Annotated in this window: 35 protein-coding genes and 1 pseudogene; 6 read left to right on the top strand and 30 right to left on the bottom strand. The window is 44.4% G+C overall.

Features of this window, described 5'->3' with window-relative positions:
• From ACQY6I_RS17235 to ACQY6I_RS17215, 5 genes are all read left to right on the top strand, one after another.
• The coding region (locus tag ACQY6I_RS17235) for a putative Ig domain-containing protein (protein WP_428242737.1) at window positions 1-3,955 on the top strand (3,955 nt) is incomplete at its 5' end.
• 518 nt (window positions 3,956-4,473) lie between these two features.
• Entirely contained in the window at window positions 4,474-5,100 is a 627-nt protein-coding gene (locus ACQY6I_RS17230; protein ID WP_428242736.1) for a hypothetical protein, read from the top strand.
• Between the two features lie 37 nt (window positions 5,101-5,137).
• Window positions 5,138-5,770, top strand: coding sequence for a type B chloramphenicol O-acetyltransferase (catB, locus tag ACQY6I_RS17225; protein WP_428242735.1), 633 nt, complete (start codon window positions 5,138-5,140; stop codon window positions 5,768-5,770).
• Between the two features lie 81 nt (window positions 5,771-5,851).
• Entirely contained in the window at window positions 5,852-6,634 is a 783-nt protein-coding gene (locus tag ACQY6I_RS17220; RefSeq protein WP_428242734.1) for an ATP-grasp domain-containing protein, read from the top strand.
• A 29-nt stretch (window positions 6,635-6,663) separates the two neighbouring features.
• On the top strand, window positions 6,664-7,005 hold the full coding sequence (locus tag ACQY6I_RS17215; protein ID WP_428242733.1) for a hypothetical protein: 342 nt from the start codon (window positions 6,664-6,666) through the stop codon (window positions 7,003-7,005).
• An 81-nt stretch (window positions 7,006-7,086) separates the two neighbouring features.
• Here ACQY6I_RS17215 and ACQY6I_RS17210 read toward each other — a convergent pair whose 3' ends face one another.
• The 29 genes and pseudogenes from ACQY6I_RS17210 to ACQY6I_RS17070 all read right to left on the bottom strand — a co-directional run bounded on the left by ACQY6I_RS17210 (window position 7,087) and on the right by ACQY6I_RS17070 (window position 25,035).
• Window positions 7,087-7,554, bottom strand: coding sequence for an N-acetyltransferase (locus ACQY6I_RS17210; RefSeq protein ID WP_428242732.1), 468 nt, complete (start codon window positions 7,552-7,554; stop codon window positions 7,087-7,089).
• A gap of 352 nt (window positions 7,555-7,906) precedes the next feature.
• Window positions 7,907-8,617: an ArsR/SmtB family transcription factor gene (locus tag ACQY6I_RS17205; protein ID WP_428242731.1), complete on the bottom strand. Its 711-nt coding sequence runs from the start codon at window positions 8,615-8,617 to the stop codon at window positions 7,907-7,909.
• 2 nt (window positions 8,618-8,619) lie between these two features.
• The gene (locus tag ACQY6I_RS17200) at window positions 8,620-9,003 is read right to left on the bottom strand and encodes a hypothetical protein (protein ID WP_428242730.1); all 384 of its coding nucleotides are present in this window, start codon (window positions 9,001-9,003) and stop codon (window positions 8,620-8,622) included.
• A gap of 14 nt (window positions 9,004-9,017) precedes the next feature.
• Complete coding sequence (locus ACQY6I_RS17195; protein WP_428242729.1) at window positions 9,018-9,443, bottom strand: antibiotic biosynthesis monooxygenase family protein; 426 nt, start codon at window positions 9,441-9,443, stop codon at window positions 9,018-9,020.
• An 875-nt stretch (window positions 9,444-10,318) separates the two neighbouring features.
• Window positions 10,319-10,714, bottom strand: a complete 396-nt coding sequence (locus ACQY6I_RS17190; protein ID WP_428242728.1) for an Imm7 family immunity protein — start codon at window positions 10,712-10,714, stop codon at window positions 10,319-10,321.
• A gap of 115 nt (window positions 10,715-10,829) precedes the next feature.
• Window positions 10,830-11,051, bottom strand: coding sequence for a hypothetical protein (locus ACQY6I_RS17185; protein WP_428242727.1), 222 nt, complete (start codon window positions 11,049-11,051; stop codon window positions 10,830-10,832).
• A 145-nt stretch (window positions 11,052-11,196) separates the two neighbouring features.
• Window positions 11,197-12,148: pseudogene (locus ACQY6I_RS17180) on the bottom strand (IS30 family transposase).
• A gap of 138 nt (window positions 12,149-12,286) precedes the next feature.
• Window positions 12,287-12,721, bottom strand: coding sequence for a hypothetical protein (locus ACQY6I_RS17175; RefSeq protein ID WP_428242726.1), 435 nt, complete (start codon window positions 12,719-12,721; stop codon window positions 12,287-12,289).
• Window positions 12,722-12,996: 275 nt separating this feature from the next.
• Window positions 12,997-13,431, bottom strand: coding sequence for a hypothetical protein (locus ACQY6I_RS17170; protein ID WP_428242725.1), 435 nt, complete (start codon window positions 13,429-13,431; stop codon window positions 12,997-12,999).
• Window positions 13,432-14,774: 1,343 nt separating this feature from the next.
• Window positions 14,775-15,209 carry a hypothetical protein gene (locus ACQY6I_RS17165; protein ID WP_428242724.1) on the bottom strand — a complete coding sequence of 145 codons (435 nt, stop codon included), beginning with the start codon at window positions 15,207-15,209 and terminating at the stop codon, window positions 14,775-14,777.
• A gap of 93 nt (window positions 15,210-15,302) precedes the next feature.
• The gene (locus tag ACQY6I_RS17160) at window positions 15,303-15,839 is read right to left on the bottom strand and encodes a DUF3916 domain-containing protein (RefSeq protein ID WP_428242723.1); all 537 of its coding nucleotides are present in this window, start codon (window positions 15,837-15,839) and stop codon (window positions 15,303-15,305) included.
• A 94-nt stretch (window positions 15,840-15,933) separates the two neighbouring features.
• Window positions 15,934-16,233: a hypothetical protein gene (locus ACQY6I_RS17155; protein ID WP_428242722.1), complete on the bottom strand. Its 300-nt coding sequence runs from the start codon at window positions 16,231-16,233 to the stop codon at window positions 15,934-15,936.
• Window positions 16,234-16,302: 69 nt separating this feature from the next.
• Complete coding sequence (locus ACQY6I_RS17150; protein ID WP_428242721.1) at window positions 16,303-16,722, bottom strand: hypothetical protein; 420 nt, start codon at window positions 16,720-16,722, stop codon at window positions 16,303-16,305.
• Between the two features lie 132 nt (window positions 16,723-16,854).
• Window positions 16,855-17,226: a nuclear transport factor 2 family protein gene (locus tag ACQY6I_RS17145; RefSeq protein WP_428242720.1), complete on the bottom strand. Its 372-nt coding sequence runs from the start codon at window positions 17,224-17,226 to the stop codon at window positions 16,855-16,857.
• A gap of 374 nt (window positions 17,227-17,600) precedes the next feature.
• On the bottom strand, window positions 17,601-18,014 hold the full coding sequence (locus ACQY6I_RS17140) for a hypothetical protein (RefSeq protein ID WP_428242719.1): 414 nt from the start codon (window positions 18,012-18,014) through the stop codon (window positions 17,601-17,603).
• A gap of 111 nt (window positions 18,015-18,125) precedes the next feature.
• Window positions 18,126-18,506 (bottom strand): hypothetical protein, encoded by a 381-nt coding sequence (locus tag ACQY6I_RS17135; RefSeq protein ID WP_428242718.1) that lies wholly within the window; start codon window positions 18,504-18,506, stop codon window positions 18,126-18,128.
• A gap of 46 nt (window positions 18,507-18,552) precedes the next feature.
• On the bottom strand, window positions 18,553-19,095 hold the full coding sequence (locus tag ACQY6I_RS17130; RefSeq protein ID WP_428242717.1) for a tetratricopeptide repeat protein: 543 nt from the start codon (window positions 19,093-19,095) through the stop codon (window positions 18,553-18,555).
• 210 nt (window positions 19,096-19,305) lie between these two features.
• A complete protein-coding gene (locus ACQY6I_RS17125) occupies window positions 19,306-19,530 on the bottom strand; it encodes a hypothetical protein (protein WP_428242716.1) in 225 nt (74 codons plus the stop codon).
• Between the two features lie 502 nt (window positions 19,531-20,032).
• The gene (locus ACQY6I_RS17120) at window positions 20,033-20,338 is read right to left on the bottom strand and encodes an IS3 family transposase (protein WP_428242743.1); all 306 of its coding nucleotides are present in this window, start codon (window positions 20,336-20,338) and stop codon (window positions 20,033-20,035) included.
• Window positions 20,239-20,448, bottom strand: coding sequence for a DDE-type integrase/transposase/recombinase (locus ACQY6I_RS17115; RefSeq protein ID WP_428242715.1), 210 nt, complete (start codon window positions 20,446-20,448; stop codon window positions 20,239-20,241). Before ACQY6I_RS17115 ends, ACQY6I_RS17120 begins: the two co-directional genes overlap by 100 nt.
• A 15-nt stretch (window positions 20,449-20,463) precedes the next feature.
• Window positions 20,464-20,877, bottom strand: coding sequence for a hypothetical protein (locus ACQY6I_RS17110; protein WP_428242714.1), 414 nt, complete (start codon window positions 20,875-20,877; stop codon window positions 20,464-20,466).
• Between the two features lie 14 nt (window positions 20,878-20,891).
• Window positions 20,892-21,044 (bottom strand): hypothetical protein, encoded by a 153-nt coding sequence (locus tag ACQY6I_RS17105; protein ID WP_428242713.1) that lies wholly within the window; start codon window positions 21,042-21,044, stop codon window positions 20,892-20,894.
• A gap of 99 nt (window positions 21,045-21,143) precedes the next feature.
• Window positions 21,144-21,551 carry a hypothetical protein gene (locus tag ACQY6I_RS17100; RefSeq protein ID WP_428242712.1) on the bottom strand — a complete coding sequence of 136 codons (408 nt, stop codon included), beginning with the start codon at window positions 21,549-21,551 and terminating at the stop codon, window positions 21,144-21,146.
• A gap of 252 nt (window positions 21,552-21,803) precedes the next feature.
• Complete coding sequence (locus ACQY6I_RS17095; protein WP_428242711.1) at window positions 21,804-22,133, bottom strand: hypothetical protein; 330 nt, start codon at window positions 22,131-22,133, stop codon at window positions 21,804-21,806.
• 198 nt (window positions 22,134-22,331) lie between these two features.
• Complete coding sequence (locus ACQY6I_RS17090) at window positions 22,332-22,748, bottom strand: GFA family protein (RefSeq protein WP_428242710.1); 417 nt, start codon at window positions 22,746-22,748, stop codon at window positions 22,332-22,334.
• Window positions 22,749-22,873: 125 nt separating this feature from the next.
• Window positions 22,874-23,365 (bottom strand): GNAT family N-acetyltransferase, encoded by a 492-nt coding sequence (locus ACQY6I_RS17085; RefSeq protein WP_428242709.1) that lies wholly within the window; start codon window positions 23,363-23,365, stop codon window positions 22,874-22,876.
• A 78-nt stretch (window positions 23,366-23,443) separates the two neighbouring features.
• A complete protein-coding gene (locus tag ACQY6I_RS17080) occupies window positions 23,444-23,884 on the bottom strand; it encodes a hypothetical protein (RefSeq protein WP_428242708.1) in 441 nt (146 codons plus the stop codon).
• 248 nt (window positions 23,885-24,132) lie between these two features.
• Window positions 24,133-24,354, bottom strand: coding sequence for a transposase (locus tag ACQY6I_RS17075; protein WP_428242742.1), 222 nt, complete (start codon window positions 24,352-24,354; stop codon window positions 24,133-24,135).
• Window positions 24,355-24,669: 315 nt separating this feature from the next.
• Window positions 24,670-25,035, bottom strand: coding sequence for a DUF6559 family protein (locus tag ACQY6I_RS17070; protein WP_428242707.1), 366 nt, complete (start codon window positions 25,033-25,035; stop codon window positions 24,670-24,672).
• A 302-nt stretch (window positions 25,036-25,337) separates the two neighbouring features.
• On the opposite strand from ACQY6I_RS17070, the gene ACQY6I_RS17065 reads away from it, so the two are divergent.
• Entirely contained in the window at window positions 25,338-25,685 is a 348-nt protein-coding gene (locus tag ACQY6I_RS17065) for a phage integrase N-terminal SAM-like domain-containing protein (protein ID WP_428242741.1), read from the top strand.
• Window positions 25,686-25,931: 246 nt separating this feature from the next.
• On the opposite strand, the gene ACQY6I_RS17060 is transcribed toward ACQY6I_RS17065, so the two are convergent.
• Window positions 25,932-26,732 carry a helix-turn-helix transcriptional regulator gene (locus ACQY6I_RS17060; protein WP_428242706.1) on the bottom strand — a complete coding sequence of 267 codons (801 nt, stop codon included), beginning with the start codon at window positions 26,730-26,732 and terminating at the stop codon, window positions 25,932-25,934.
• Window positions 26,733-26,746: the final 14 nt, after the last annotated feature.

The following is a 26,746-nucleotide window of genomic DNA, read 5'->3' as shown; positions in this document are numbered from 1 at the left end:
CGGTAATGCCGCAACCGCGGTGACCGATACCGCAACCCTGGATGCTACCGCGCCGAGTGGCCACAGCGTCAGTTTTGATGACAGCGCCATTAATACCTCCGAAGCCTCAAGCCAGAGTTTCACCTTTGCCAGTGCCGAAGTGGGGGCGAGTTACAGCTACAGCATCTCAAGCTCCGGTGGCGGAACGCCGGTGACCGGTTCCGGTACGCTCAGCACCGCGACCGATCAGATCACCGGGCTGGATTTATCCGGTCTGAGTGACGGCACCCTGACCCTGTCGGTTGTGCTCACCGATACCGCCGGCAACGCTGCCACGGCCGCGACCGATACGGCAACCCTGGATACCACCGCGCCGAGTGGCCACAGCGTCAGTTTTGACGACAGCGCCATTAATACCTCCGAAGCCTCGAGCCAGAGTTTCACCTTTGCCGGTGCCGAAGTGGGGGCGAGTTACAGCTACAGCATCTCAAGCTCTGGTGGCGGAACGCCGGTGACCGGCTCCGGTACAGTTGGCAGCGCGACCGATCAAATCACCGGGCTGGATTTATCTGGTCTCAGTGACGGCACGCTGACCCTGTCCGTTGTGCTGACCGATACGGTGGGCAATGCTGCGACCGCCGTGACCGACACTACGACTCTGGATAGTACGGCCCCGAGTGGTCACAGCGTCGTGTTGGATAACAGCACTTACAACGCCACTGATGCGGCCAGTGCCAGCTTCACGTTTGCCAGTGCCGAAGTGGGGGCGAGCTACAGTTACAGCATCTCAAGCTCAGGTGGTGGTACACCAGTGACCGGCTCCGGGACGCTCAGCACCGCAACCGATCAGATCACCGGGGTAGACATCTCGGGCCTGAGTGATGGCACCCTGACTCTTTCGGTTGTCGTCACCGATGTTGCTGGCAATGCCGCGACCGCCGTAACCGATACTGCCATTCTCGACGCCGCAACCCCAAGTGGTTATAGCGTCAGTGTGGACGACACCGTGCTCAACGCCACCGAAGCAACCAATCTGAGTTTCACCTTTGCCGGTGCAGAAGTGGGTGCGACTTACAGTTACAGCATCAGCAGTGATGGCGGTGGATCACCGGTGACCGGCTCTGGAGCCCTCAGCAGTGCTACTCAGCAGGTCACCGGCATCGATGTCTCTGGTCTCAGTGATGGTACTCTGACCATCTCCGTGACCCTGACCGACACCAGCGGTAATACCGGAGCGGCGGCAACGGCCACTGCTGCACTGGATCGTACTGCGCCAACCCTGTCAGTCAACAGCGGCCTGACCTTGAAAACCGGCTACACCAAAACCATCAGTGCCAGTCTGTTGAGCGCCACGGATGCCGTCAGCAGCAGCTTGACCTTTACTCTGACCTCTGTGCCGACCCATGGCAGCCTGAAACGTAGTGGTAACGTTCTGGCCAATTCCGATACCTTTACTCAGGCCGATCTCGATACCGGTGTCATCAGCTACACCGACATTGGTGGCAGTAGTGACAGCTTCAGCTTTAGCGTGGCGGATGCCGCGGGCAATAGTTTGTCTGGTCAAACGTTCAGTCTGACCATCGACAACACCAATACCGTACCGACGATTTCCGGTAACCCGGATATCACCGTTGCGGAAGACAGCGCCTACAGCTTTATCCCGACGGCTACTGACAGCGACGGCGATACGCTGACCTTCAGCATCAGTAATCAGCCGTTGTGGGCGGATTTTGATAGCTCGACGGGTGCGTTGACCGGAACTCCGGTGAATGGTGACGTGGGCAGTTACAGCAATATCGTGATCAGTGTCAGTGATGGTACCGCCAGTGTCAGCCTTGCCGCCTTTGGTATTACGGTCACCAACGTTAATGATGCGCCAGTGATCGTTGGTACACCAAGTACCACAGCAGAGGTGGGTGTTCCATATAGCTTTGAACCAAATGGCTCTGATGTGGACATTGGTGATACCTTGACCTTCAGCATCAGCAATCCACCGTCCTGGGCCAGCTTTAATACCAGTACCGGTGCATTGACCGGCACTCCTGCCAGTGGTGATGAGGATACTTATTCGGATATTGTCATCAGTGTTAGTGATGGTACCGCCAGTACCAGTTTGCCGCCTTTCAATATTGCTGTGGTGGTCGCCACTGACACGGATGGCGATAACGTTCCGGATTATCAGGAAGCGATCGACGGTACTGATCCAACAGATCCGGAAGATTATCTTGATACTACGGATCCGGATATCAGTGCTCCTGATGACGTGGTATTCGACTCTACCGGTCTGTATACCGTGATTTCCCTGCCGCAGTTGCTCGGACTCGACAGCGATGCTGACACCAGCGCTATTGATGCAGCACTGGCTACTCTGGTCAGTGACAACATCGATGGCGATGGCTGTTGTGAGCCGAGTGTTGTTGGCATGGTCAATAACGCCGTACTACTGCCGCCGGGACTGAATTATGTCACTTGGCAGGCCACCGACCACAAAGGCAATACCGGCAGCGTGGATCAGATTGTGCGCATCCGGCCGCTGGTGTCCTTTGGCAAAGACAAAACCGTCGTGGAAGGCGCTCCGGCCCGCTTTAAAGTGATACTCAATGGCACCGCACCGGATTATCCATTCTCGGTACCGGTCATCATTGATACTGCCAACAGCACCGCCGACAGCAGTGATCACGACCTCAGCGATACGCTGGTGGTGTTTACCAGTAATGAAATATCGAAAACCATTGCTTTCAACATCAATACCGACAGCACTTTTGAAGGGACTGAAATTCTGAAGTTGAAACTCGATGATCAGACCAGCGATAGCGATGATCTTAGTGGTGGTTATGATCCGGACAATATCGATATCTACGATATCAACTCGGGCGTCAAGAAAACCATGAGCTTCTTCCTGGTAGAAGGCAATGTGGCACCGGAAGTTACCCTGGATCTACAGCAAAACGGCAGCAGTACCATATTGGTGACACCAGACGGTGGTAACGCCACCGTGACGGCGACAGTGGTCGATCCGAATGCCGGCGATACCTTTACCTACAGCTGGAGCGCCAGTGCCAGCAGTCTGGTGGATACTGAAGACGACAGTAACGAAGCAACGTTCGAGTTTGATCCCACTGTACTCAAGGCCGGTCGCTACCGTCTGCAACTGGCCGTAACCGACTCAGAGGGAGCCAGCGACACGGCCCGGCTGTACTTCCGGGTCGTAGAGGCAAAACCGACACTTGTCAGTACCACTGACAGCGATGGTGATGGTCATGATGATGCCACCGAAGGCACTGGCGACAGTGACGACGATGGCATCCCGGATTATCTCGATAACATCGTTGCCACCAACGTACTGCCGGAACAGGCAAGGGTGACCGACTCCTATCTGCTCGAATGTGATCCGGGCGTACTGTGTCGGTTGGGCCAATTTGCCATGATGGGTGAAGATGGTGGTGCGCGACTGAGCGAAGATGACCTCAACAACCAGGATGATCTCAAAACCGATGACGACTTTGACTTCAAAGGCGGTATATTCGACTTTGAGATTCAGGAACTGCCTACCCTGGGACAAACCGTACGCATCGTATTGCCACTGACAGAAGCCATTCCTGAAAACGCCGTTTACCGGAAATATCAGAACGGTGAGTGGAGTACCTTTGTGGAAGATGCCAACAACGAAATCCACTCCGCCCCGGGACGTCTGGGTTACTGTCCTCCTCCGGGAGACGACAGCTGGGTCATGGGTATGCAACCTGGTTACTACTGCGTGCAACTGACGATTGAAGACGGAGGTGCCAATGATGCCGATGGACTGGTGAATGCGGCAGTGGAAGATCCAGGAGCTGTAGCGGTTGTGAAATCTGCCAGTGCGACACAGGGTAGCGGTTGGTCCGGTGCTATTGGTGCCGGCCTGCTGACCCTGCTCGGTGTGCTGTTACTTGGATTGAGAAACAGAAACTCCAAATCACCATCGTCAAAACGATAGTCCACTCACTGTCAGAGCCACGGCCGTGGCTCTGACATCTCCTTGCTTCAAATCACGATCAATTTCCGGGAAAAGTCTGCCGTATACCGTGTCTGATTGGCTGATCATATGATTGCAGATAAGGGCGTTTGATAACCGCGATACCGGAGCTCATAAAATGAATTTGAAAGGAACAGAAAAAGAGTGTCGAGAGCAATTTATACGTTCTCGCAGATCATTGTTTCAAGATCAGACAAATAAAAGGATCTTTGGCCTTTTACGATCAATCTACCTTCAAGTGAAAACAGCCTGCACTTTGAATTGGACTCCTGAAACTCGATACTGGTAAATTTAGATCTACGACTAACCAGACTAACTGAGTTGTGGCACGTGATTTTTCAGAGGTTCCCTAGGGCCTGTCCTGAACCATTCTTCCTGTATCGCTTCCTTCTGTCGCGAGAGGGCTGGTTCAAACGTTTGGTTTGTTTGCTATCTCTCCAGTCACCGCACTCAGCTGAATCACATAAGGCAGATTCCAAATGTTTGAAATAGACCATCTCATGATCGAGGTCGACGATCCACTGACAACCGCAACTCAAGTATCAGAGCAGCTTGGGTTACCCCTTGCCTGGCCGCTGACGGAGAAAGATGAGTACACCAGTATCGGTATCAATTTTGGTGATATAAATATCGAATTCATACACTTCAGGATCCGGTTTGGCGTGAAAGATACAAATTACCGGGGGTTTAGCGGTGTCGCATTCAAAACTAAGGGGTCTTTAGAAGACTCCTTGGAGAGATTGAGATCATCTGGATTGAACTATCGGATCGGGGAGGAATGCGAAGCCCACACCACTATCACAATCGAGGAAAATCAGGTCTTTCCCACTGTCTTTCTTGTTAAATATCACTTTGATACCAGTGGTTGGAGTCAACGCTTGAAGGCGGAGTTTGCTGATTGTTCGGGTGGCAAGTTTCACATTGGAAGGTTTCAATCCATGTCCATTAACAGCAGAATGCCGGCCAATTTGATACATGAATTTTCTATTGGTTGTGGAGATAAACATCAAATAATCTTTGAATCACTAAACGGTGAAAGTACGATTATTGCTGGTCTGATAGAGAACCTGGAGATAGTTATTTCGTCAGGCAGGCCAAACTTGTAACAGACATGTTTCTTGGGAATGTTCGGTATAACATCTAATGAAAAATTACTTTGAGAGCCCTTTTAAGGGAAAACCCCTGGCAGAACAGGTTAAGAACCCAAATATCACCGTTGGGCGTTTTAGTTACTATTCAGGCTACTATCATGGTCATTTATTTGATGATTGCGCCCGCTACCTTCAGCCAGATGGAATGGATGTTGATAAATTGATCATTGGAAGCTTTTGCTCCATAGGGTCGGGAGCGGCATTCATAATGGCTGGCAATCAAGGGCACCGATATGATTGGGTGACATCATACCCTTTCTTCTACATGAATGAAGAACCTGCATTTTCAGAATCAGTTGATGCATTCCAGAGTGCTGGCGACACGGTTATAGGCAGTGATGTCTGGATTGGCTCAGAGGCAATGATTATGGCAGGTGTCAAGATTGGCCATGGCGCGGTTATTGGTAGCCGGGCTTTAGTGACTAAAGACGTTGAGCCTTACACGATCGTTGGTGGTAATCCTGCCAAGCCAATAAAGAAACGGTTTTCTGAACCGGAAATTGCAATGTTGCTGGAAATGACGTGGTGGGATTGGTCATTGGAGAATATTAAAGAAGCGATGCCGCTGTTGTGTTCGTCTGACATAGCTGGCCTTTATCATGTCTGGCAAACGTCAAACGCCTGAAATTGACGGTTGCGCTCTGGTGAGTGTGACGATCTTTGTTCCTCAAACTGGTCCCAATGACGAGCGTTAATATACAAAATTATGAGACTACTGTTTCCACGTAACCCATTAAACGAAAAAGAGGCCGATGGTCCTTTTGGTGAAGAGTATGTGCTACTGAAGGAAAAGGGCATTACATGTTCTTTGTATGATTACGATGCTTTAGTGTTTGGTGAATTTTGGCCTCAGCCTCCAATAGAAAATGGTGATATTGTTCTTTACCGTGGCTGGATGTTAAACCCGGATACATATAACAGGCTTTCGAATCTTGTGAGAAAACGGGGTGGAGAGATGCTCACCAGTGCCGATAATTTTGTTCGATCACATCATATAACCGGATGGTATGATGCGGTCGTTGAATTTACTGCGGAAACGATATTCATTGAACATGAAGAGGATGCCGTCCCGGAAGCAAAAAAGTCCGGATGGAATCAGTTTTTCGTGAAAGATTTCGTGAAATCCAATTATAGCGAAAGAGGGTCTATTGCTAATTCTCCGTTAGAAGTTCTGGAAATTATTGACTTAATACGAAAATATCGGGGAGAGATCGAAGGGGGAATCGCGCTAAGGAGAGTTGAAGAGTTTATCGAAGACAGCGAAGTACGGTACTTCGTGTTCAATGGCAAGCCCTACTCGCCCGGTGGTGGTATCCCGCCGATCGTTGCCGAAATCGCTACCCGTCATAACGCACCATTCTATTCAGTAGATGTGGTTCAGCGTACTGATGGCGAACTTCGATTAATTGAAATAGGTGATGGTCAGGTTTCAGATAGAAAAAGCTGGGGTGCTCGTGTCTTTTGTGAAACTATCTTGATCAACAGATGATTCATTACCGTGAAATAGAGGGGGCGAATATGAACATAGAATATTGTTGGAGAGTGGGTAAAGAACTGCCCATGCTGAATGAAGAGGAATGGAGTCAGCTGAGTCCTTTGCTCAAAGATACCATTAAAAAAATCAAGAATTATCGTGCTACTCATAATTGCGATATTGCCACTGCCAGGGCGAACTGCTGTCCGGAAGCGACCGCAAAGTTTGAAGCATTGACCGGCTATAAAAATATGGGTTATGACGTTATGTTTTATTTACGACGTAGCAGTTATGGCCCGAAGTGCAAGCGGTGCGGTAAGTTGTTTCGAACACCTAAGGCAAAATGGTGTGTAGGGTGTGGTCAGGCGCTGGAGCAGAATATATAAACACTTTGGGTGTTCGGAGAGATATTTGGTGTTGATGAACCTTAAGTCCGGCACATGGTTTTTGTAACAGCGATAACGCCGTTATTCGTTACGAACTGACATAAAATAAGTGGTGAATACGCGACCGAGGAGTTCGGTTTTTTGCACTTTGTTGGCCATTTTTCTTAATGCTGAATACTCTGGCCTGCTTTCCAGTAGATGGAACAACACTTCTTGATGACCCAGCTCAGCAGCCCAGATCATTAAGGATTTAAATATTTTAATGCCGCAACCCCAGAAGTTTTTAGAAATAACGATGGCCAGTTCGAATCCTGCGTCATCGGGTTGAATGCCACACCAACCCGCCAGTGAACCATCTATATAAACTGCTCTAATTCGACAACCTGGAAGCGCATCAATCTTGATCTTATCTTCCACCCATTCTCTGATGCTCGATGAATCAAAATACGCATGCTCGATCAAATGAGTCCGCAATGACTCCTCATTTGCGATTTCCAGGAAATCATCTGGGTTGATTTCACTAAAACTCAAATATTCAATTTCGCTCATTCTCCGACCCTTCGTAATGGCCATAATCAATTAAACTGTAGTGTTGACTATAAAAATATCTATGCCTGTGTGTAGACAAAAAAAGGGGCAAAAAGTTCCTCAATAAATCAGATGCCCTATTGATTATGGTTGTTATAACTGAGAATAAAATAATGAATGTACTTGAAGTCAAACCATCAATATCATGGATGCAGCCGCCGAGTAAAGCGGGATGTTTTTACGATTAAAATGGCCCGATAAATGTGTGGTTGTTACGAGTTGGATGAGTACTGCTGATAAAGATAGTGTTTATCTGTCTTAATATTTTCGCCAGGTTTCAGAGGAGCAACGCTGTACAGGCAATTGAGGGCCGTTATTTGTTGATGAGAAAGTGGGCTTTAAAAGCCTTTTTTCCTTTAGGCGTAATCGTCACTTCCCGATACCCCGGAGTTCTTTTAATCCACCCATCGTGGTCAAAAAACCGGAACAATACTGCTCCAGCGTGTCCGCCAAGATGGAACTTACGTTCACTCCAGTCCAGGCAGGCACAGCATTCTTTCCGTCTTGTTTTTTCATCTATGCTAATGCCCATTTGTAAGAATTTTTCCTTGCCGTGTGTTGTCAGGTTGTTGCCATCCTCTGAGATCCAATGATGATTGCTCAAGAATTCATATAGGCTAACGGCAATTTCACCAGCCAGGTGGTCGTAACAGGTTCTTGCTTTTAACAGCTCTGCTGGTACTTTCAAATTTGGCGGTTTGATTGAATAGTGGAACGTGACTCCCATCATATGTTCAAGCAATGCGGCAATAGAACCGTTATAAAGACGAAAATATCGATGGCGACCTTGTGACAAACAGGTCACAAGGTTGGCGTTAAGCAGCCGGGATAGATGTGCACTGGCGGTGGAAGCCGCGATATCTGCCATGGAGCTTAACTCTGTGGCAGTCCATGCACGCCCATCCATTAATGCGCACAGAATTTTCATCCGGGAAGTATCCGACATGGCAGACGCAAGGGCTGCCATTGCCGCCTCCTGAGCAAAGCCAGTTGGTGTCTCGGGATAAGTATTTTTCTTATTCACGTTCAGGCGGTCCAATCAGTCGTTGCTTGCTCTGCCAATGTATCGTTATCGGTTATCAGGATCAATCGGTTATGGTGATCGCTATATTGGGTAATGATATTCACACCCTTATCTGCCAGTGCTTTGGTGATCGCACCTAACTCGCCGGGTTGCTCTTGTTTTAACCGACGTATAATCGGGTTGATTACCGCCACCACCTCGAATCCATTGTCGATAAGAATATCTCTGGCTCGTTCGCCATTTTCGACTAAAAAGTGAGCATGGCTTTGGGTATTGACCGTGAATACGCCCCCACCTTCCAGACCAACGCCATTCTTGCCCAATAGTTCTCCAAAGTGGGCAAGTTCTCCGGGAGTATTTTTTAAAATGATGTGAATGTCTTGCATGGTTTTTGAACCTGTTATTGAGAGCAATGTTCCCGAACTGAGGTGAGAACGTTAATTTTATAGTGACAAAAGATTGATCGTTTACCTTCTTCTTGAGAAAGTTTATGCAGGGAGTTCCGCTTCCATTGCTCGATTGACCGCTCATTCCGCCACCAGGACAGAGATATGATCTTGTCTGGGTTCGTTGTACTTTGAAATCGTTCAATGGATACAAAACCATCGATATTATCGAGAAGCGGTTTTAATTGTTCCGCTAGCTGTAAGTACCGGTGCTGCTTGTCTGGTAGTAATTGGGCTTCAAATAAAACGGCTATCACATTGTGATCCTGCTGAGATGAAAGAATGCAGGTACTGTATCCATCTGAACAAAGGATGCTTCGTTGAGGAACGAAATATGGTTGGACGTTACTTAATATTTCTGTTCCAGTAGTAGCGTTCATTTTCGCAGCATGGCCTATCCTGTTTGGTGATTGCACAATTCGTTACCGTGGTTTGACAAAGCACACGAATAGACTTTATCGGTTGTGTGCCTTTGCCAACCTAGTGAAAGAGAAATCGTTACTGATGTAGGGGGAGTATGTCTGGAGTTGGGGTTTTGGCACCCATTTCAGGTATATTGATCACGGAACAGGACAAATATGCGTTAAATAAAAGTTTGTTTTGATTTGTATTAATGATTGATTATGTTTTGGTGAATGAAATCAATGCCTGCTGGAAGATCCCCTTTTGCTTTATTGATACTGCCTTTTTGCATGCGACATCAATATTCATTCTATGCGCTAATCAATATTGCTCTATATGCTCAGTTGATTTCTGTGGGTAACTCGGAGCCCTAACGTCCACCTAAAAGGCCGAGCGAGATCCAGCGGAACGAAGTAGAGCGATGTTTGATGTGTCTGTTAGGCTATTTAAACCCCTGCCAGCTGGTTGATTTAGCTAACAGTGCCGCAGGAAATACCCGGTCGGCCTATTAGGATTTTCTTGAAGGCTAGACTTGCTGAGAGAATCGAGAACTTCAAAGCGCTTCTTTTCTATTGAATATCCAATGTTGCCAAATGGTAAAACTACCAGCAAAAAAAGTCCGACGATAAACTAAATTGTGTCCTTGCTTAGTAAAGTAAGCGAGAGCACAAATAAGGTAACCATTGCTACAAGAGTAAATAGCCCAAACACTTATCTCGTAGCATTCAATAATTTCTTCAAACTACTCATTGACCTCATTTTTTGCTAACGCCCGGTTCTGTGGCAGTCAAAAGTTGAGGACGCTTTTTGGTCGGAGTTTTTGACTGTCTGACAGCAACCGTTTGTTAGCATTTTACTTTTCATACGTTTTTATTAATGGGTCGCATGGAGAAAGCAATATGTCTTTCATTTGAATTATTCCACTCCCAGTCATTCTCCAAACCTGAAATCCATTATGGTGTTCAGGGCTTTCATCGTCTCTTATGTATAGGAGACTGTGCAAACCCTTAGCAATTTTTCCTATTTGTATAAATAAATCCAGAACCCATGATTTATAGTGGTTTCTGTCACCGTCCAATCTCACGTAAGGCGAACCATTCTGATAGTAAAGCTCGACCCTTGACATATCATCTTTATATTGAGCGATGGTCGCTTCAATGTCTCTACAATTTAGCTCGTGTAAAACTGAGTCGTCTTCTGACTCGCTTACACCATCCCGAACAGTGACCCAGCCGTGGTATTCAAACATGCCCAAATTTCCATGATGCTAACGTTCTGAATAAAAGGCGCATTTGAAAAATGGGTCTAGTGACCAACGGGAACGATTTTCGATTAGTTGGTTATGTATAGAGTAGACGACTAATTCAAGTTCTTAGCAGGAAAAATGAAATGACAGAAATAGAGCATATTACAATTCCTACAATAGAGGCATTTTTTATCCATTTGGTTTGAGCATCAGCGCTCAGTTTTAATTGTTTAATTAATCCATTTGCACCTAATGCTAATCCAAAAACTGGAAGAACTACTGGTACGGACATTAAAAATGACATTACTCCAAATAGAATCGATATTATTGGTGAAAACATAGTGTCCTCAAAAAATTTGATACATAACGCCCCGCTCACCCGCACATACTGCAGCAGCAGTATGTATCGGTGTGCAGTGGTGTGTTAAGCATTATTTGAACGTTCTTCGGACGCAGTTTCAAGTAATAACTGCAATTTCTTTGTTTTAGGCTGCCAGTAAGTCTCTGCACAGCCCCAAAAACAGTTCGTTGGGTGATCGACCGCCTCTTGTCTTCCTTGGTCGATCATTCATTCGATTCATTACTTCTTGGATCTCTTTTTCACTGACAAGGTTGAAGTCTGTGCCTTTTGGAAAATATTGACGGATTAACCCATTGGTATTTTCATTTGTACCTCGCTCCCAGGATGCGTACGGATGAGCAAAATAAATATCCGTTTCTAATGTCTCGGCTATGCGTTCGTGTTCAGAAAATTCTAAACCGTTATCGAAGGTAATCGTTTTAATTCGGTTCTTCATTGATACCATTTTGTCTATCGCTGCACCGGCTAGTAAGTCCGCTCGTTTGCCTGTTAACTTCACGATGATGGTATATAGTGTCTTTCTTTCCACCATCGTCAATAACGCACTCTTTCGACCTTTACCGATAACCGTGTCACCCTCCCTGTCGCCAATGCGTGATCGAAGATCAACAACACTCGGTCTCTCATCAATATCAACTCGATTACATATCTTTCCTCGCCGATCAGACTGTCCATAACGCTTCCTGTAAGGCTTGGAAGCTACTCTCAGGTGTGTATAGAGATCACCACCTTCGTCCTTGTCTGCGTATATCAATTGATACACCGCCTCATAATGCAGGTCGGTCCGTTTATGCCTTTTCAAATAATCAACAGCCTGTTGCGGGCTGAGGTCTTGTCTGATCAGCGTCGCAATCCAACCGGTTACTTCTGCCGTCAACTTAATACGCTTATGAGCATTTATTCGCCTGTGCTTGTTTAGATCTATAGCCACGAAGTCCATTGTTACGGTTCAGCTCTCGGGATATCGTTGACGGACTACGCTCAAGGTTTTCGGCTATCTGCTTTTGGTTCAAACCTTCTTTCAATAGAGAGTAAATCTGGTATCGTTCGTTTTCAGTCAGCTGATGGTCGTTCAAGGTGCTTTGTCTCTTGGTCGGGAGAAGCGCAGACTCTATCAGCTGGCTTCTCTATTACCAATTGCACTTATTATCTAAAACCGCGACACATAACGTTTACGAAACGCGCGAGGTAAGGAGTAGCTGTGCTTGTATTTGTTAATTATAGAGTGCTCCGAAACCAAAGAATACCAAAGGTCTCCATTTCTCCTTCTTAGGTTCATATCCTGACCCTCCTCCTATTTCTATTGGGTAGGACCATTTGCCTTCTTCCCGACTACCGAATTCATGCCCTATTCCCACATTGAAACCATATAGATTGGCTCGGTTCTCACTATCATAGTCGTACCAATTTAAGCCGGTATAACCAACAACAAGATAGTTTCCTTCAGAATAGTGCCTTTTGTATGAAACCCCATAGGTAGCGCCAAAGTCTGAACCATTTAAATGGAACTCTAAGGCGTTAGTCCTATCAAGGTCATAACCCAAAATGAGACCTCCACGTGAAAAAGCAGATACTTGATAACCAATGTATATTTTTTCAGCGAAACAAGTGTTGGAAATAAATAAAATTAACAATGCGTATATTTTCATGAAATTCAATTAACACCTAAAACTGCGGACACGCCCGTGGTCCGTAGCTTTGTATTGTTAGAATTGGCATGACCGGGAAACTGCTGAACTTCAAATCACAATTGCCGCTGGACTGAGCAATTCCTGATTGCCTGGCATCAAACGACTGACGTTGAATGCCACCTGATTTTACCTGTGTACCGTCACGGGTTTGTTGGTGCCACAGAATGTTCATTTATAAAGTGAGGAAACAATTCTAACGGCGCGTTCACCGGTTTATCCGGTGCAACGTATTGTTAAGTATTTGTCCACGGTTGTTCACTTTTTTGACCGTACTTGTAAAGGGCATAATAACCTGGGAGTGAAAATATATATCCAATTGCTACGCTGATATAGTACACATCGTCAGACATTCCTTCCCTCATATTTACTGAAGATAAAGGTTCATAAGCTATTCCAGCAATTAAATAAAATACTAAAAAAGGCACCCAGAAACCTGGGCTTAGTACTTTTTTGGTAAAAACAAATCCGTAAAGACCTGCTGTTGCAATAATCAATAATACGAACTCAGTATAATCGATTATTCCAGCACCACTAGACAATAAAAGTGACACCATTCCAATAAATGACAATATAGTGATTATAAAAAAATATATTTTCCAGAATACAGATCGCTTTTGTAACTCACCATTATCGATATCTGACTTTGGCGCTTGGTATGGATTATCCATGTCTCATTTACCCTACTCTTTATACTTAACGCCAAGCACAGCGGCGATTTGTGGAGTGGGGCATTTGTGTTATCAAACACAAATGCCCCGCGGAACAAACCGTCCGACTGCTGCGCTTTGCTATATTTGTGGTGGGCACGTTAATTTATAAATATGTAACCACCTAATAATTATTGATGTAATAATAGCAACTATTACTGTAATGAAAAATGGTTTATGAGTTTGCATATAAGGGAACTCATGCCATTCAGGGTAGTAACTGTCAAAAGCCATGATATAAGCAAGAATGCAACCAACTATACATACACCATACATATAGCCCAATTTATATATAGGCGCCAAAATATATGAACCCAACAATCCAAATATGGGCAGTGATACCGCGGCCACATAATACATCCATACTTTATGCGTATACTCGAGCCAATCACCTAAGACCGCTACTAAAATCAAAAGCAACATATAATAGATGGGAACTCCAATAGCTCTCAGAAAGTCAACTATAAAGCCTTTTCCAATCTCCATATCTCCGACCTATCGAAAAATATAACGCCTAAAACTGCGGACACGCCCGTGGTCCGCAGCTTTGCATTGTTAGAATTGGCATGACCGGGAAACTGCTGAACTTCAAATCACAATTGCCGCTGGACTGAGCCAATTCCTGATTATTTGGCACCCAACGACTGGCGTTGTATGCCACCTGATTTTACCTGTGTGCAGTCGCGGATTTGTCGGTGCCACAGAATGTTCACTTATAAAGTGAAGAAAAAATTCTAACACCAAGCTAAGCGGCGCAGCTATGCTGCGTCCTTGCTTGAGGCTTGAGCGCCTTGTTAAATGGCAACTTGATGATAGCTCGAACCACCAGTAGAGCACCAATATTAATACTAAGTAAACCGTATAACTAATAAAGAAAAACCAACTAATTAGCAATACAGGAAAAATGAAATAGCTGCGCTTATTGAGATAAACCAATATGGCGACCAAGAGCAATCCGAAAGGAACCGAAAAACACAGGCGAGTGACTAATATCGCATAGACTGACTCGTTTTGATCGAAAAACGCCTGCCAACTAGCATAAACCTCTGGGAGCCCAGGCAGAATTTTATAGCCCGAGTACAAAGCTATAGCCCCAATAATGAATGCAATTATTTTATGAATCTAGGATTTGGTACCTATCGTCCTTTTTGCTATTTAGCGCCTCCATAATCCACAACCGACCAGAGCACTTTTTGGGGCTATACTGGCGCTCGCACCAGCCCAAGAAGTGCGGCGTAAGGGTTTCGGGTTGATGGTTTTGTTATGCATTTAGCTGCGACTCAATAAGCCTAATTTTTGACTGGTCATCTTTCTTGTGTGCATTTTTTACGATAACCATCCAAACTAGACGCCTTGTATGTCGCCAAATATTGTTCTGGTGATAGCACTCTAAATTTCGCAGCTGAACTTTCAACAGCAAGACTCAATGGATCTACACCGGAAAAAGATAGCATATCACCGTCGGAAGCAATTCCAACCTTTGTTGTGCCCCTTCGAAATTCATTTTCTTCGGGATCAGTTAAGGTAAAACCTAGCTCTTCCATTAAACCATGAATATAGGATAGGCGCTCTGAGAATATACAATCTTCGATTAGGATATCAATATCATCAGTTTGAAGATCAACTTCAATTGCACGGGATAAACCCAAAGATCCATATAAAACAGGAACGGAGCCTATGTCTTGATTTAACTTCTCAGCGATCTCAAGCAGCACTTCAAATTTACGGGTGTTGCTCATGATTTCCCCTTGGTGCTTAACGCCCAAAGCAGCGGCCGAGCGTAGCGAGGTCCAGCCCCGCAGGGGCGATGCTGCCTCGATTTGTTAAGCGTTTTACCTAGCATGAAATGACCACCATTCTTCTTCGTAAGTGGTTGCCTCACCTTCCCATTCGTCTTTTGTTGTATGTATGTAGCCTGATTGAATGAGCGGATGCGGCACATCAAAGTTTAATGATTTTGAAAGTTCTTTGCCGTTAATAGGAGTTAAAGACTGCCATTCACTATTTCGATCGAAGAATGACTCAAAGTAATTTTTGTCAAAGAATATGCAGATTTCACTACCGAACATTTGTGGATACGTTATCAGAGCAGATACAACGGCATGGCTATATTCTTCTGGTCTCGCATCAAGCAAATGCTTTACTGCCCTTAATATGGCTTGTGAGCAATGAGCTTGTATCTCATTAGTTGTTGTAGGTGGCCCAACCAACCGGTCAAGCACAGGCAGCTTCCAATTCCAGTACTTTTCTTGAGCATATTCTGAAGGGAAGTAACCTTCAAAAGAGTCAGCCCATTTATCCAACGCACGAAGCCCTCTCTTTATGCCGCGTACTTTTTCTTTAGGTCGATTGATACTAATTCGTCGCATGATCTTATTCGGTTAACGTTGCGAACACCGGCAAAAAACGAACGCCAGTAAGGTCTTGGTCCAAGGCCCGGTACGGGCCGGGTGCTTCGCCTTGTTACGGTTTAAAGCACCGACGTATTAGAAGTGGAATGCCCGTTTCTTTCCAATACTTTAGCGATATTCCACCGCTAGACATACCACCATGTTTAAAGCGTTCAATTACGATACTGCCATCATAGCTAATGGGCTTTTCCAAAGAACGCTCAATTTCATTTTCTAATAAGTTTTTAAGTTCATCTTCACTTTCAGGCAGCTCAACACAATCCAGCTTTTCTTTAAGTTCATCCCAAAGAAAGGGGTCGCCTCTTAATCCCCATTGCTCTGGCTTAGGATCGAATAATCGCGATACTTTCATATTTCAAAACTATAACGTTCGTAGCAGTTGCGCAGGCTTTTTTGCGTCGACTGTCTGCGCTTGTTAATTTTAACCGCCACCTAATGTGCCGATTACTGAAATAACTAAAAGGACAAATAGGATTACCATGACGTACATTGCGATAAATTGGAATGCTATTGCACTAATACCAAGAGCTACCGCACCTCCAACTACCCGAGTTGGCTCCTTTTTAACATAAGAGACCACTGCAAGAATTACAGCTAAGCCTCCGAGCAGCGGAATAATTACATTGATGACTTTATCTACAGTCCATTGGGTAGTGTATGTTTTCGAAACATCCTCTTTACCTGCTAATGCATCTAAAGCTGCACTTCTAATAGAAGCCGCTTTTTCTGCAACTAGAGACTCAAGAGTTGGTTGGGGAGAAAATGGACCTGCCCAAAAGCTGACTAATGCAAGCAATAAAGCAATAGACCCTAGTGCAATTCCAATGTATCCAAGTTTCAAGCAACTACTCCTTGTAGAAAATTAACGTATTTGTAACCGGCGAAATTTCGCGCAGCGATATTGAGTCCAAGCCCACTGCACGCAGTGCAGATCTTAGGGCTGAGTTTCACGAACTTGTTATGTAAATTTAAACTACGACCTCATTGTGTTCTGGTCAAATGTCAACAACCAGGAACCTCCTTCAAAAACGAATGTCAGGCTCAAAATATAATTTAGCTGATAAGGCTCTCCTGACTCATCTAGATCGTTATACACGACATCTAGCAATGCTATACATGATGCATTACTTTCGATTGTTTTTAGTAAAGTTGTTTCAATACTCCAGTCAGGATCAGAAAACCAATTTTTATGAAAATCAACAATTGCTTCGTATCCGTTTAATACAGAGCTATTTGGCATAATTAGCGTTAAACGATCATCCTTCACCAAAGTCCTAGAAAACTCCTCCAAATTACGAGCAGAAATTGAACTAAGGTGGTTGTCTAATGATTCTTTAAAATTCATAAATCTCCAATTACATTCATATACTGACATAACGCTTAAAACTGCGGACACGAAAGTGGTCCGCAGCTTTGTATTGTTAGAATTGGTATAACCGGGAAATTTGCTGCACTTTAAATCACAATTGCCACTAGACTGGGCCAATTCCTGATTATTTGGCACACAACGACTAACGTTGAACGCTACCTAATTTTACCTGTGCACTGTCACGGATTTGTCAGTGCCATAGAGTGCTCACTTACAAAGTGAGGAAAAAATGTCGGCTGCACGTTTTTGTTATGCTTTTCTCGCATATTTAATTGTACCTTCTGGATCGAAAAATTCCTTAGACCGCTCGTTAATAGCCCCAAATTCTTCGTAAGTAAATCAGATCTGCCTTAGCATTTTTGACCGTAGACCGAACCAAATAGTTCTTTTGATTTATATAAACTTGGTAATAATCTTTCGCGCTTTTTCCAAGGCTTTATGCGAGCAGGTAAACGACTTAGCCAGTGGCCATTTGGGCCTACTGTTGTATTGCGTTTTTGCGATAAAGAGAATGTTGTGGGAAGGTTTTTTGCGCCCAGTATTTCTATTGCCTGTTCAATTTCAGCTATGGAGCTAAACATAAGTTCTACGCCCATGAACTGTATACGTAGTAATGGATAACCTTTACCACCTATAACACCAGATAAAGGTGGGTCAAAATTAGCTACGTCAAAGCCAGCTTCTCGGTCAATTTTGTGATGCACCCAGAACGTCATAGGGGTTTCTGGGTAATTATCGCTATATGTTATTTCGATGTTCTTCATGCTGGATTGCTAACGCCGTGGTAAATTGCAGTTTTGGAGGAGCCCGTTTGTGCTACTAAGCACAAAAAGGAGCGATGGAAAAACTGTCAATTTGACAACCTTGTTAGCCACTTAGAACTCCTTACTAAATTCTGGGAAGCCGTATTTTATTTTAAGTTCTAGGTACGTTTTTTCTGACATTGGCCCCTGTGTAATCTCATCTGGGTTTGCGTACCCACTATCTTTTACTCTATCTATATAGAAGTAGAGTACCCGATCATCACCGGGGGCTTTCTGCTTTGCTACTACGTAACGATCATTAATCCCAACAGCAATAACGTTTGCGGGTACACGACCGATAGTTACGGAATGCGGTTGATCGTCAAACCGCTTTGCTAGTGTGACATTGCTATCGATCCAGTGGACTTCATAGGGATGATGCTCCCACAAAGTTCCAGAATCACAGCCATATAAGCAAAAAACAATAAAAAATAGTAAATTCTTCATTCGCATGGGTAAGGCCTAAAGCGCGGGCGCAGCTTTGCTGCGTCCAGTGCCGTTAGTTGTTAGGGCTGTACTTGGCAACATACTCCGCTCCTAGCTCAACAGCCTGCTGCAATTGTTTCTTTGAAAGCTCAGCCTCAAGTTTTGACTTAAGGTCTTTAATGCTTGCATAAGCCTTGGGGTCATTTGCCTCTATAACAGCAAACCAAGCATACGCCTCAACAGGATTTTTATACTCAGGCGGAGCCATACCAAAGAGCAACATCGCGTAATCCATTTGAGCGGCAGGATCTTTTTGCTTTGCTGCTGCTTCAAATAGCTCCGCTGTTTTAGCGAAATCAGTTGGCACACCACTGCCTGTTGCGTACATGAGCCCAAGACGATGCTGCGCTCTTGGGTTGTTATTGGCAGATGCTTCTTTGTACCACCTGACAGCTTTGCTGAGGTTGACGGGATTGTTCTGGCCCGTCTCGAAGCTGTAACCCATGAGATACTGGGCATTAGCATCACCAGATTTAGCTCGCTGCTCAAGCTCATTCATTCCCGCGATGGCGCCAACCGAGAATAAGAGAAGAAATATAATTGATACTACTTTCATGGTTCAGGTTCCTAGAGCTCTTGTAACACCCAAAGCAGGGGCCAGTCGTAGGGCTAACTGCCTTTGATTGTTTGCTTTTTGTCAGCTATATATTGGGAACAATTACGGGCTTTCCTTTAGGCATCCCAGTCCTTTCAAGTTCAGCGACGGCAGGGATCGCCTCATTAAGAGTCATTGGCACTGGAAGCGCCAACACGTTTGAGCAAATTGCTATATATTTTTCCACTGCGTTTGACGTTGTCTTTTCCAATTACGCTGAATTTTGTAAAAACGACAGTTAATTGTTTCATATCCGTGAGGAAAGCACCCAGAACAACCTGATTCTTCCCCAATTAGAATTCTTGAAACTTTTATGCCAGATACTTTTTTTGGTAGATCCACTAAGCCAAATTTATTTTTACCAAATGCCTTAATAAGGCGAACTTCTCTTTTCACTGTACTCTCCTTTAGGTAATTACCTAAAAGAGAGCACCTTTATTTATCTTGATTAACACGCACAACACTCCAATTAGACATAACGCCCGATTAAGGGGCGCCACCCCGCTTGAATTGCTTGCTAAGCATTTGCAAGCTAATAAAAATAGTAATTAAGAGTATACCTAAAGCTGAAATCAATGCTATGTATCCACCTAACAATAAAGTGCCTGTATATTGGTGTAACCAGATGACATACAAGATTGGCCCGACTGTCAAATAATGTCCTATCTCCCTCAAGGTCGTACGTGGCTTCTTAAAGGTAAATAGCGCATAAATTGTTGGAGCCAGAAATGGAAGAAGCCAAATATAGTCTTCGGTTTCGGAAGCGTCTGATATCACATATCTTACCGTTATTTCCGGTTGAGCTAGTTCACCACTTTCTGTCATCGCGCGGTATTCACATTGCGATAAAGGAAGAAATAAGGCGCAAATTAAGAGTGACGCAAATATTAGTCGAATCTTACTCGTCATTAGTGCTGTTGTTACCTGCAAAAAGTAACCCCCCTAACGATGCCGCTAACAGAGTCTGTTCATACGTTCCAGGGCTCACATAGCCCAGTCCAGAATTCCGTCGCTGGCGATTATAAAATATTTCAATGTACTCAAAGATACTCAACTTTAGCTCGCTTATTGAGCAAAAGTCCATACTGTAGATCAGCTCAATTTTCAAACGACTGTAGAAGGATTCCATAGGGGCATTATCCCAGCAATTACTTTGCGGCTTATGCTCAACTTCATGCCCAGAGAACGAGCATAGTCTTGGTATTCTCTTGAACGGTATTGAACGCCTCGATCCGAATGTAAGATAAGCCCCGGACTCGTTTCTCTGCGAGCATAAGCCATCTGTAATGCAGTGTTGACCAGTTCAACGGTCATACTGTCATCCAACGATCAGCCGACAATCTTCCGTGAACATAGATCCCTAACCGTAGCCAGATAAAGCCACCGATCCTGGTACCAGATATAGGTGATGTCACTGGTCCATTTCTGGTTGATATCATCGGCCGGGCATTTACGACGAAGATTATCTTCAGCGACGTTGTTCATCGTTAAAGCATCTTGTCGGTAGGTGAATGATTTGCCGTTACGCGCCTGTATAGAACGGCTGGCAGGGATGTTAGTAATCGTATTACGGCAGCAAGACATACCCATGGTAAGCAGCTCTTCGGCGAGCCTGGGCGCACCGTATCGTGCTTTGAATAACTCGAGCGTATCAATAACCTGAGCTTCAAGGAGACGACGGCGCTTCGATTGCTCACATTTCTCTCGACCTCTCCATCGATAATAACCAGACCGAGAGACCATCAGAACACGACACATCAGTGCAATACTAAATAAACCAATATGTTCGTGGATAACGGCATACTTTGCTCTTGGTGGTTCGCAAATACGCCGCTGCCTTTTTTCATGGCGCGACGAACTGCTTCTTTGCGAAATTTCTCAGTATAAGCTTGGGTCTTTTTCTTGGGCATGATGCACCTTCTATCTAGCTATAGAAGGTGTCTACTAATTTTGGGTAACTCGGAAACTTAACGACGCTATAAATTGCGGCTTTGGCGTTGATAGCCTTGTTAACTTTTACCATATTCAGTCAATAATTGAAGAGCTAAATACCCGAATGATTTACCGGTTCCCTTGCAATGCTCGCTTATGACAGGACTATATTCATCCCAACCACCAACTTCTAGCAGGATGCCAGTCTTATAATCGGCCATGACATCAAAATCAACAAATCGTCGATCGCATGTAAGCCATGTACCCATCCACTGATTGCCACCTTGTCCTGGCACTGATGCACACGAAACCAGCAGGCCATCATTTGGATGGAGTGAATACTTCGAAAGCAAAGTGAGTAGCCAAGGATAACCCTCTTGGTGATTTCGAAATGATTCAGCCAGCTCTTTAATTTCAAGGTACATCAGTTCATTCTGCTGCTGTATATTCTTGTTTCTAATACTACGTAATTGCTCAATATTCATTAGAAGTTAACGCCAAGTTTAGCTGTGAGCGACAAAGGCGCGAACCTTGCAGCCCGCCGCGAAGCGGTGAATTTTGGGCTGTATTGCCACAGCGTTTTGTTACTGATTTACTTCCATGGTCATGTAAATAGTATTTGGATCTGTACCAAGGGAGTCATTAACTACATAACCAGATTGCTGATATACATTGATGGCACTACTATTACCTTTAACAACTTCAAGCAATATGATGGAAATAGATGCAGTAGTACATTACCCATAGTTGTCAAATGCCACAATAAGCCGTACATTTTTATTGCCATATTCTTCTGCAAGCCTTTCCATGGAACTAAATATGAATGACCAACCTGACAACTCGGGACAAATATTAATATTTGGAAGAAACCCCTTTAGCTCTTCCCAATCAACCCATGAATGAAACACAATACTTTCTTTGTTTTCATCTAGCTCATCGCGATTAGATGTATTGGCGGGAATTCCCCGTTTGGCCGCTAGAGGCTTTACACTCTTCTCAGTTCTTACGCCAAATAGCTTTCCGAATATTTCGTAGTTCCGCTCAGTTATAACTCCGATCTTTACCACTTCAAACCAGATATATTCATTTGTTTTTTCAATTGTATTAATTTCAATATAGCCGTTTACTTCTGTACCTATCTCAATACTCGATTACATTTAACGCCTTGCTCACTGTCGATCTGGGATTGATCGCTGTTTTTGAGTCTTTTCTAAAAAACGTGACAAGACCAAAATGTCCAGTGCAGCAACTTGTTATATGTTTAATTACATATCAGCTGCAAAATAAGCCATTATCTCTGCTGTTGTCATTTCTTTTGTTTCATTTGAAAAGCAGTAATAACTAGGTCTCATGTCACTAAAATACTGCATATCCATTTTCAACCCTTTCAAGTTTGGGAACATGCCTACTGGCATATTATATTCACCAGTTGCTTTAAATTTATAAAAAAGATGAGTTCCACATTCGGAGCAAAAACCACGTGATGCCCAGGATGATGATTTATACATTTTAACTTTATCATCACCTTCAATTTTAACTTTAGTACCGCATTTTACAGCAAAGAATGGAGCGCCACCCCAAGTTCTACATGATTGGCAATGACACACTGTAAAATTAGGATTAATTTCCTCAGCTATGATTTTTACAGCACCGCAAAGGCAACTTGCTTCAGATTTTGACATTTTGATAACACCCTAGTTGAGATACATATAACGTTTAAAATTGCGGTGAAAACGCGCGCAGTGTGTTTGAGTCCAAAGCCCGTTTTGCGTAGCAAAGGTATTTGGGCTGAAGCAACATTTACTTGTTAAGTGCTAGCCGCTAACTCATAGTAGTTTCTGTTCATAGCTTTAAGGTACCTAACAAATTGAAAACCTGTTTTTCTAATAACTTTATTAGAGGCATAATTTTCTGGGTGAGCGAAGGCTGCTACTTTGGGTATATTTGCCACTGAGAATGCATAGTTACATGAAAACTCAGAGACTTCGCTTGCATAGCCGTTGCCGCATTTCTTAGGAGAAATGTAATAGATTAATTCAGGACCCCAATCGGGATCACTTTCATCTAATACTATACCGCCCCAACCAATTACTTCGTTTGATATTTTTTCCACAATAGTCCAGCAACCAAAACCAAGATTCTCCCATTGATTGGCAAGAGGCCCAATATAGCTTTCACATTCTGAAATTGAAGAGAACTGTGTGCTAAATCTCATATGCTCAGAGTTCATCATTATTTCAGATAGACAATGTGTATCCTCTTTAGCTATTACTTTGTACCTGAGGTATTTGCTTTCCATATTATCTACTTAACGCCGCAAACAGCAGCCGAACGATAGTGAGGTCCAGCACAAGCGCTTTTTGCTTGTGCTCCGCTGTTAAGGTCGGGTTGCCAGCCCCATAGCTATGCCTTTGTTTTTCACAGGTATAACAATATATACATACCTGCCGTGAAAATCTGATTCCGCTCTAACAAGCACTGCCTGATTGTTTGATATAGGGTCTATCTCAGGCTCTATAAGTCGATAAGACATTTGAATATATTCAACGATATCCCAAGCAAATAGCTTTGAAATAGACTCGTCTTCAATGCGGAGCATTGAAAACGAATGCTTTTTCAGAACCTCATCTATTTCTTTGTAACCGATATTCGAAAAATCAATGAGAGCCACGTGGCGATCTGATAGATGCTTTCGAAAGTCGTCCTCTATGTTACCGCTTATATCGAAAATCTCCGCCCAGAAATCACATCGATTCCCACTGAGTCTTCTCAGGGCCAAAAGATATCCATCTAAATTTAAAATAGGTTGTTCATCCATAAGTGTGCTTAACCAAGCTGTGGAAAAATTAGGTTTTTCATATAAATAATCCGCTCCACCCTGGCGTTGTATGTTTCACGCCTCATCTTGGATGGCAGGTATTGTTATGCGTTGTAGATCAATGTATCGCCTCAGTTACGCTAAAACAGCGCTATATTGCTTTACCTACGCTCTTTTACACGTTTACAGCGCCAGTACCACGATAACGCCAATAGCTTTTCAATGTTGTGAACAATGCAGCACATCATCTATTGGCTAGTGACCTTAGCTTTCCCTCTCAAGGTCAGCTTATTGGTGCCTTTGTGACTGGTGATATTTCCAAATACCGGTTCTATCGTCCACATACGTCGGGAATAATTTTTCCGACCTTGTCCACTGTCGATTTTTTGCTTCATTAAATCCAAATAACTGACATTGCCTTCGCCATCAACGGCAAAGGAAACCTGGCGGTCGTGCTCCTTTTCTTGTATCGCTTATGGAATTTATTAAGATCAAGCATTTTTGTGATCAGCAGGTATAAACAAAACTCAAAGGTATTTTCACCCAGAACGTCCAAATAATTAATATCGAGAAATACACTTTGGTTGAGATTGTTATCAAGATAGTTGGCCATAAATAAACTGATCAGCGGATTAAACGACTATTTTTACAGGATGAATTGAGCACCGGCGTGGGTTTGCGGTATTTTTCTACAGCCTGAACACCGTCTGGTGGAGGTCCTTTTGGGCCGTACGAACTGGAATGACTTGTTGAGGCTTAGCTAGACTCGCATCGACGCAATTTCCCTAGATGCCATCACCACCGCCAAATCCATCTCCAGTATCGCCGTCTGATGAAATTCCGCTCTCGCCTGAAAAACCGCCGGCAGCGGCAACAACCGCTACGTTGAAGCTCACTGCTCTGGCCGTTGCATAATCCATAACCATTGACTGAGGGTAAGCAGTGTTCCGCTCGTATTCCTCTTTAGTGCAATAGAGCGCGATGGCATAACAAAGGTACTTATCAGGCAGGTTCAGCGAAGCTGCTGTATCCGTAACTTGTGTCGCCGAGTAGGTCCTTTGATAGCCAAATCTTTCTCTCAACGCGGGACCAAGCACTCTGACATGTTTTTTGATCGCTCGTTTTCTAAAGAACCAGCTGAGAATTTTCACGTGGTACCTTTTGCCTTAACGTTTAAATTTGCGGTGAAAACGCGCGCAGTGTGTTTGAGTCCAAAGCCCGTTTTACGTAGCAAAAGTATTTGGGCTGAAGCAACATTTTACTTGTTAAGTGCTAGCCGCTAACTCATAGTAGTTTCTGTTCATAGCTTTAAGGTACCTAACAAATTGAAAACCTGTTTTTCTAATTATTTATGAATACAGTGTTTTGTCAATAATTCTGACATGGACGTGAAAAATGCAGACATTGATACCCGAAAAACAATTAGCCCCAACTTCCCCCGTTTCTTTGATCAATTCAGGCTGTTCATTCGTCACAGGGTCTTCCTATTCGCCTGAAAAGATCTACTGCATATGGGGTTGACGATTCATCCCGCTTCAGTCAATACCAGTCCGTAGCGGAAATTAATATGGTGCAGGTTGAGCCATTTCTCAGTCATCTGACAAACGAACGCTACTGCTCTGTTAATACACAACATATCGCTCTGAATGCTTTGGTGTTTTTATTTCGTGAGTATTTTAATTTGGATACTGGAAGTCTTAAGGGGCCTCTGAAAGATAGGAATAGTTTTGATACAGGCGAGGAAGCACCACTCGCAACACCGCAATTTACGGGGGTAAATGAAGATGTGAGACGAGGCTGACAATGTCCTGCGCGAAAATAGGCCATTTTTCAGAGGTTTCCTAATGAAAGAGAAGTCGCTGTTGACGTAGGATTAGTTAGGGGGTTGCTGCTCATTCCAGGTATATTGATCACGAAACAGGACAAATATGTATCAAATTAAAATTTGTTCTGAGTTGTGTTAATGATTAATGATGTTTTGGGGGATAAATTTAAGGTTCCCTAGAGTTTTGTGCTCTTCGTAAAATCAGGTTTATCCGCTTCCATGTCACTGTATTTCCATCAAGACCACTAACGACAAATCTTCAAAACCGTCGGGATGCAGTGAGTAGTATCGATACTCCACACATCCCCTCTCTGGATGTTTTATATGCTTTGTGCCCGTCGAGCGAAAATGGATGTCATGTTGATTCCAGGCCTGTGCAAACTCCGGGCTGGTCTCCAGTAGTGTTGTCAGGCGCGCAGATATGGTTGATGTTTTTGGTGATTGGTCGTAGGTGCGCCGGAATTGGGCGAGCACTCGTGCGGATTCAGGGGCCCACTGCTTGCCAAAAACGCGACGGCTTCTGGGGTCGACGAATAAGTAGGTTAATACGTTCCTGTCGTTTGTCGCTGTATCTGCAAAACCAAACAATTGCTCCGCTGCATCATTCCAGGCTAGTACGTCGTACAGGGCGTTTTGCAGGTAAGCCGGATGAGTCTGACCGTTGACCAAGTCTTCGAGCTGGCAGAGGGCGTGATCTGAATCGGTTGGTGTCGGCCTTGCCGAGTCGTTCATCAGGGTTTTTAGATGACGGGCATCTTCCTGAGTCAGCCGAAGAGCCCGAATCAGACCTTCGATAGTTTGAGGGGAGGCACTGTTTGCTTTTCCCTGTTCCAGTTTTACGTACCAGTCGACACTGATTCCCGCCAGTTCCGCCACTTCTTCTCTGCGCAAACCCGGAGTTCTGCGCCGGGTATGGGTTCTGGAGGTCTCTGTCTCTGGTTGTAGTCTGAGACGACGAGTCTTTAGGAAATCCGCGAGGGCTGTGCGGTTGAGGCTGGAGTGCCTGATCATCTCTTTTTTCATGGTAGGTTTTTATC

Source organism: Gynuella sp. (assembly GCF_050297175.1).
GTDB lineage: Bacteria > Pseudomonadota > Gammaproteobacteria > Pseudomonadales > Natronospirillaceae > Gynuella.
Note: the sequence above shows the minus strand (reverse complement) of the source record. Positions and strands in the feature narration are given on the sequence as shown.

Excerpts from the sequence above, each read along its gene's own strand:
- ACQY6I_RS17080 (WP_428242708.1), bottom strand. The coding sequence starts at position 23,884 with ATGGATGAACAACCTATTTTAAATTTAGATGGATATCTTTTGGCCCTG.
- ACQY6I_RS17155 (WP_428242722.1), bottom strand. The coding sequence starts at position 16,233 with ATGAAAGTATCGCGATTATTCGATCCTAAGCCAGAGCAATGGGGATTA.
- ACQY6I_RS17110 (WP_428242714.1), bottom strand. The coding sequence starts at position 20,877 with ATGGTCTCTCGGTCTGGTTATTATCGATGGAGAGGTCGAGAGAAATGT.
- ACQY6I_RS17230 (WP_428242736.1), top strand. The coding sequence starts at position 4,474 with ATGTTTGAAATAGACCATCTCATGATCGAGGTCGACGATCCACTGACA.
- ACQY6I_RS17195 (WP_428242729.1), bottom strand. The coding sequence starts at position 9,443 with ATGAACGCTACTACTGGAACAGAAATATTAAGTAACGTCCAACCATAT.
- ACQY6I_RS17170 (WP_428242725.1), bottom strand. The coding sequence starts at position 13,431 with ATGGATAATCCATACCAAGCGCCAAAGTCAGATATCGATAATGGTGAG.
- ACQY6I_RS17130 (WP_428242717.1), bottom strand. The coding sequence starts at position 19,095 with ATGAAAGTAGTATCAATTATATTTCTTCTCTTATTCTCGGTTGGCGCC.
- ACQY6I_RS17185 (WP_428242727.1), bottom strand. The coding sequence starts at position 11,051 with ATGTTTTCACCAATAATATCGATTCTATTTGGAGTAATGTCATTTTTA.
- ACQY6I_RS17105 (WP_428242713.1), bottom strand. The coding sequence starts at position 21,044 with ATGCCCAAGAAAAAGACCCAAGCTTATACTGAGAAATTTCGCAAAGAA.
- ACQY6I_RS17145 (WP_428242720.1), bottom strand. The coding sequence starts at position 17,226 with ATGAATTTTAAAGAATCATTAGACAACCACCTTAGTTCAATTTCTGCT.
- ACQY6I_RS17140 (WP_428242719.1), bottom strand. The coding sequence starts at position 18,014 with ATGAAGAACATCGAAATAACATATAGCGATAATTACCCAGAAACCCCT.
- ACQY6I_RS17190 (WP_428242728.1), bottom strand. The coding sequence starts at position 10,714 with ATGTTTGAATACCACGGCTGGGTCACTGTTCGGGATGGTGTAAGCGAG.
- ACQY6I_RS17220 (WP_428242734.1), top strand. The coding sequence starts at position 5,852 with ATGAGACTACTGTTTCCACGTAACCCATTAAACGAAAAAGAGGCCGAT.
- ACQY6I_RS17100 (WP_428242712.1), bottom strand. The coding sequence starts at position 21,551 with ATGAATATTGAGCAATTACGTAGTATTAGAAACAAGAATATACAGCAG.
- ACQY6I_RS17175 (WP_428242726.1), bottom strand. The coding sequence starts at position 12,721 with ATGAAAATATACGCATTGTTAATTTTATTTATTTCCAACACTTGTTTC.
- ACQY6I_RS17115 (WP_428242715.1), bottom strand. The coding sequence starts at position 20,448 with ATGACCGTTGAACTGGTCAACACTGCATTACAGATGGCTTATGCTCGC.
- ACQY6I_RS17210 (WP_428242732.1), bottom strand. The coding sequence starts at position 7,554 with ATGAGCGAAATTGAATATTTGAGTTTTAGTGAAATCAACCCAGATGAT.
- ACQY6I_RS17090 (WP_428242710.1), bottom strand. The coding sequence starts at position 22,748 with ATGTCAAAATCTGAAGCAAGTTGCCTTTGCGGTGCTGTAAAAATCATA.
- ACQY6I_RS17160 (WP_428242723.1), bottom strand. The coding sequence starts at position 15,839 with ATGCGACGAATTAGTATCAATCGACCTAAAGAAAAAGTACGCGGCATA.
- ACQY6I_RS17165 (WP_428242724.1), bottom strand. The coding sequence starts at position 15,209 with ATGAGCAACACCCGTAAATTTGAAGTGCTGCTTGAGATCGCTGAGAAG.
- catB (WP_428242735.1), top strand. The coding sequence starts at position 5,138 with ATGAAAAATTACTTTGAGAGCCCTTTTAAGGGAAAACCCCTGGCAGAA.
- ACQY6I_RS17060 (WP_428242706.1), bottom strand. The coding sequence starts at position 26,732 with ATGAAAAAAGAGATGATCAGGCACTCCAGCCTCAACCGCACAGCCCTC.
- ACQY6I_RS17200 (WP_428242730.1), bottom strand. The coding sequence starts at position 9,003 with ATGCAAGACATTCACATCATTTTAAAAAATACTCCCGGAGAACTTGCC.
- ACQY6I_RS17215 (WP_428242733.1), top strand. The coding sequence starts at position 6,664 with ATGAACATAGAATATTGTTGGAGAGTGGGTAAAGAACTGCCCATGCTG.
- ACQY6I_RS17085 (WP_428242709.1), bottom strand. The coding sequence starts at position 23,365 with ATGGAAAGCAAATACCTCAGGTACAAAGTAATAGCTAAAGAGGATACA.
- ACQY6I_RS17135 (WP_428242718.1), bottom strand. The coding sequence starts at position 18,506 with ATGCGAATGAAGAATTTACTATTTTTTATTGTTTTTTGCTTATATGGC.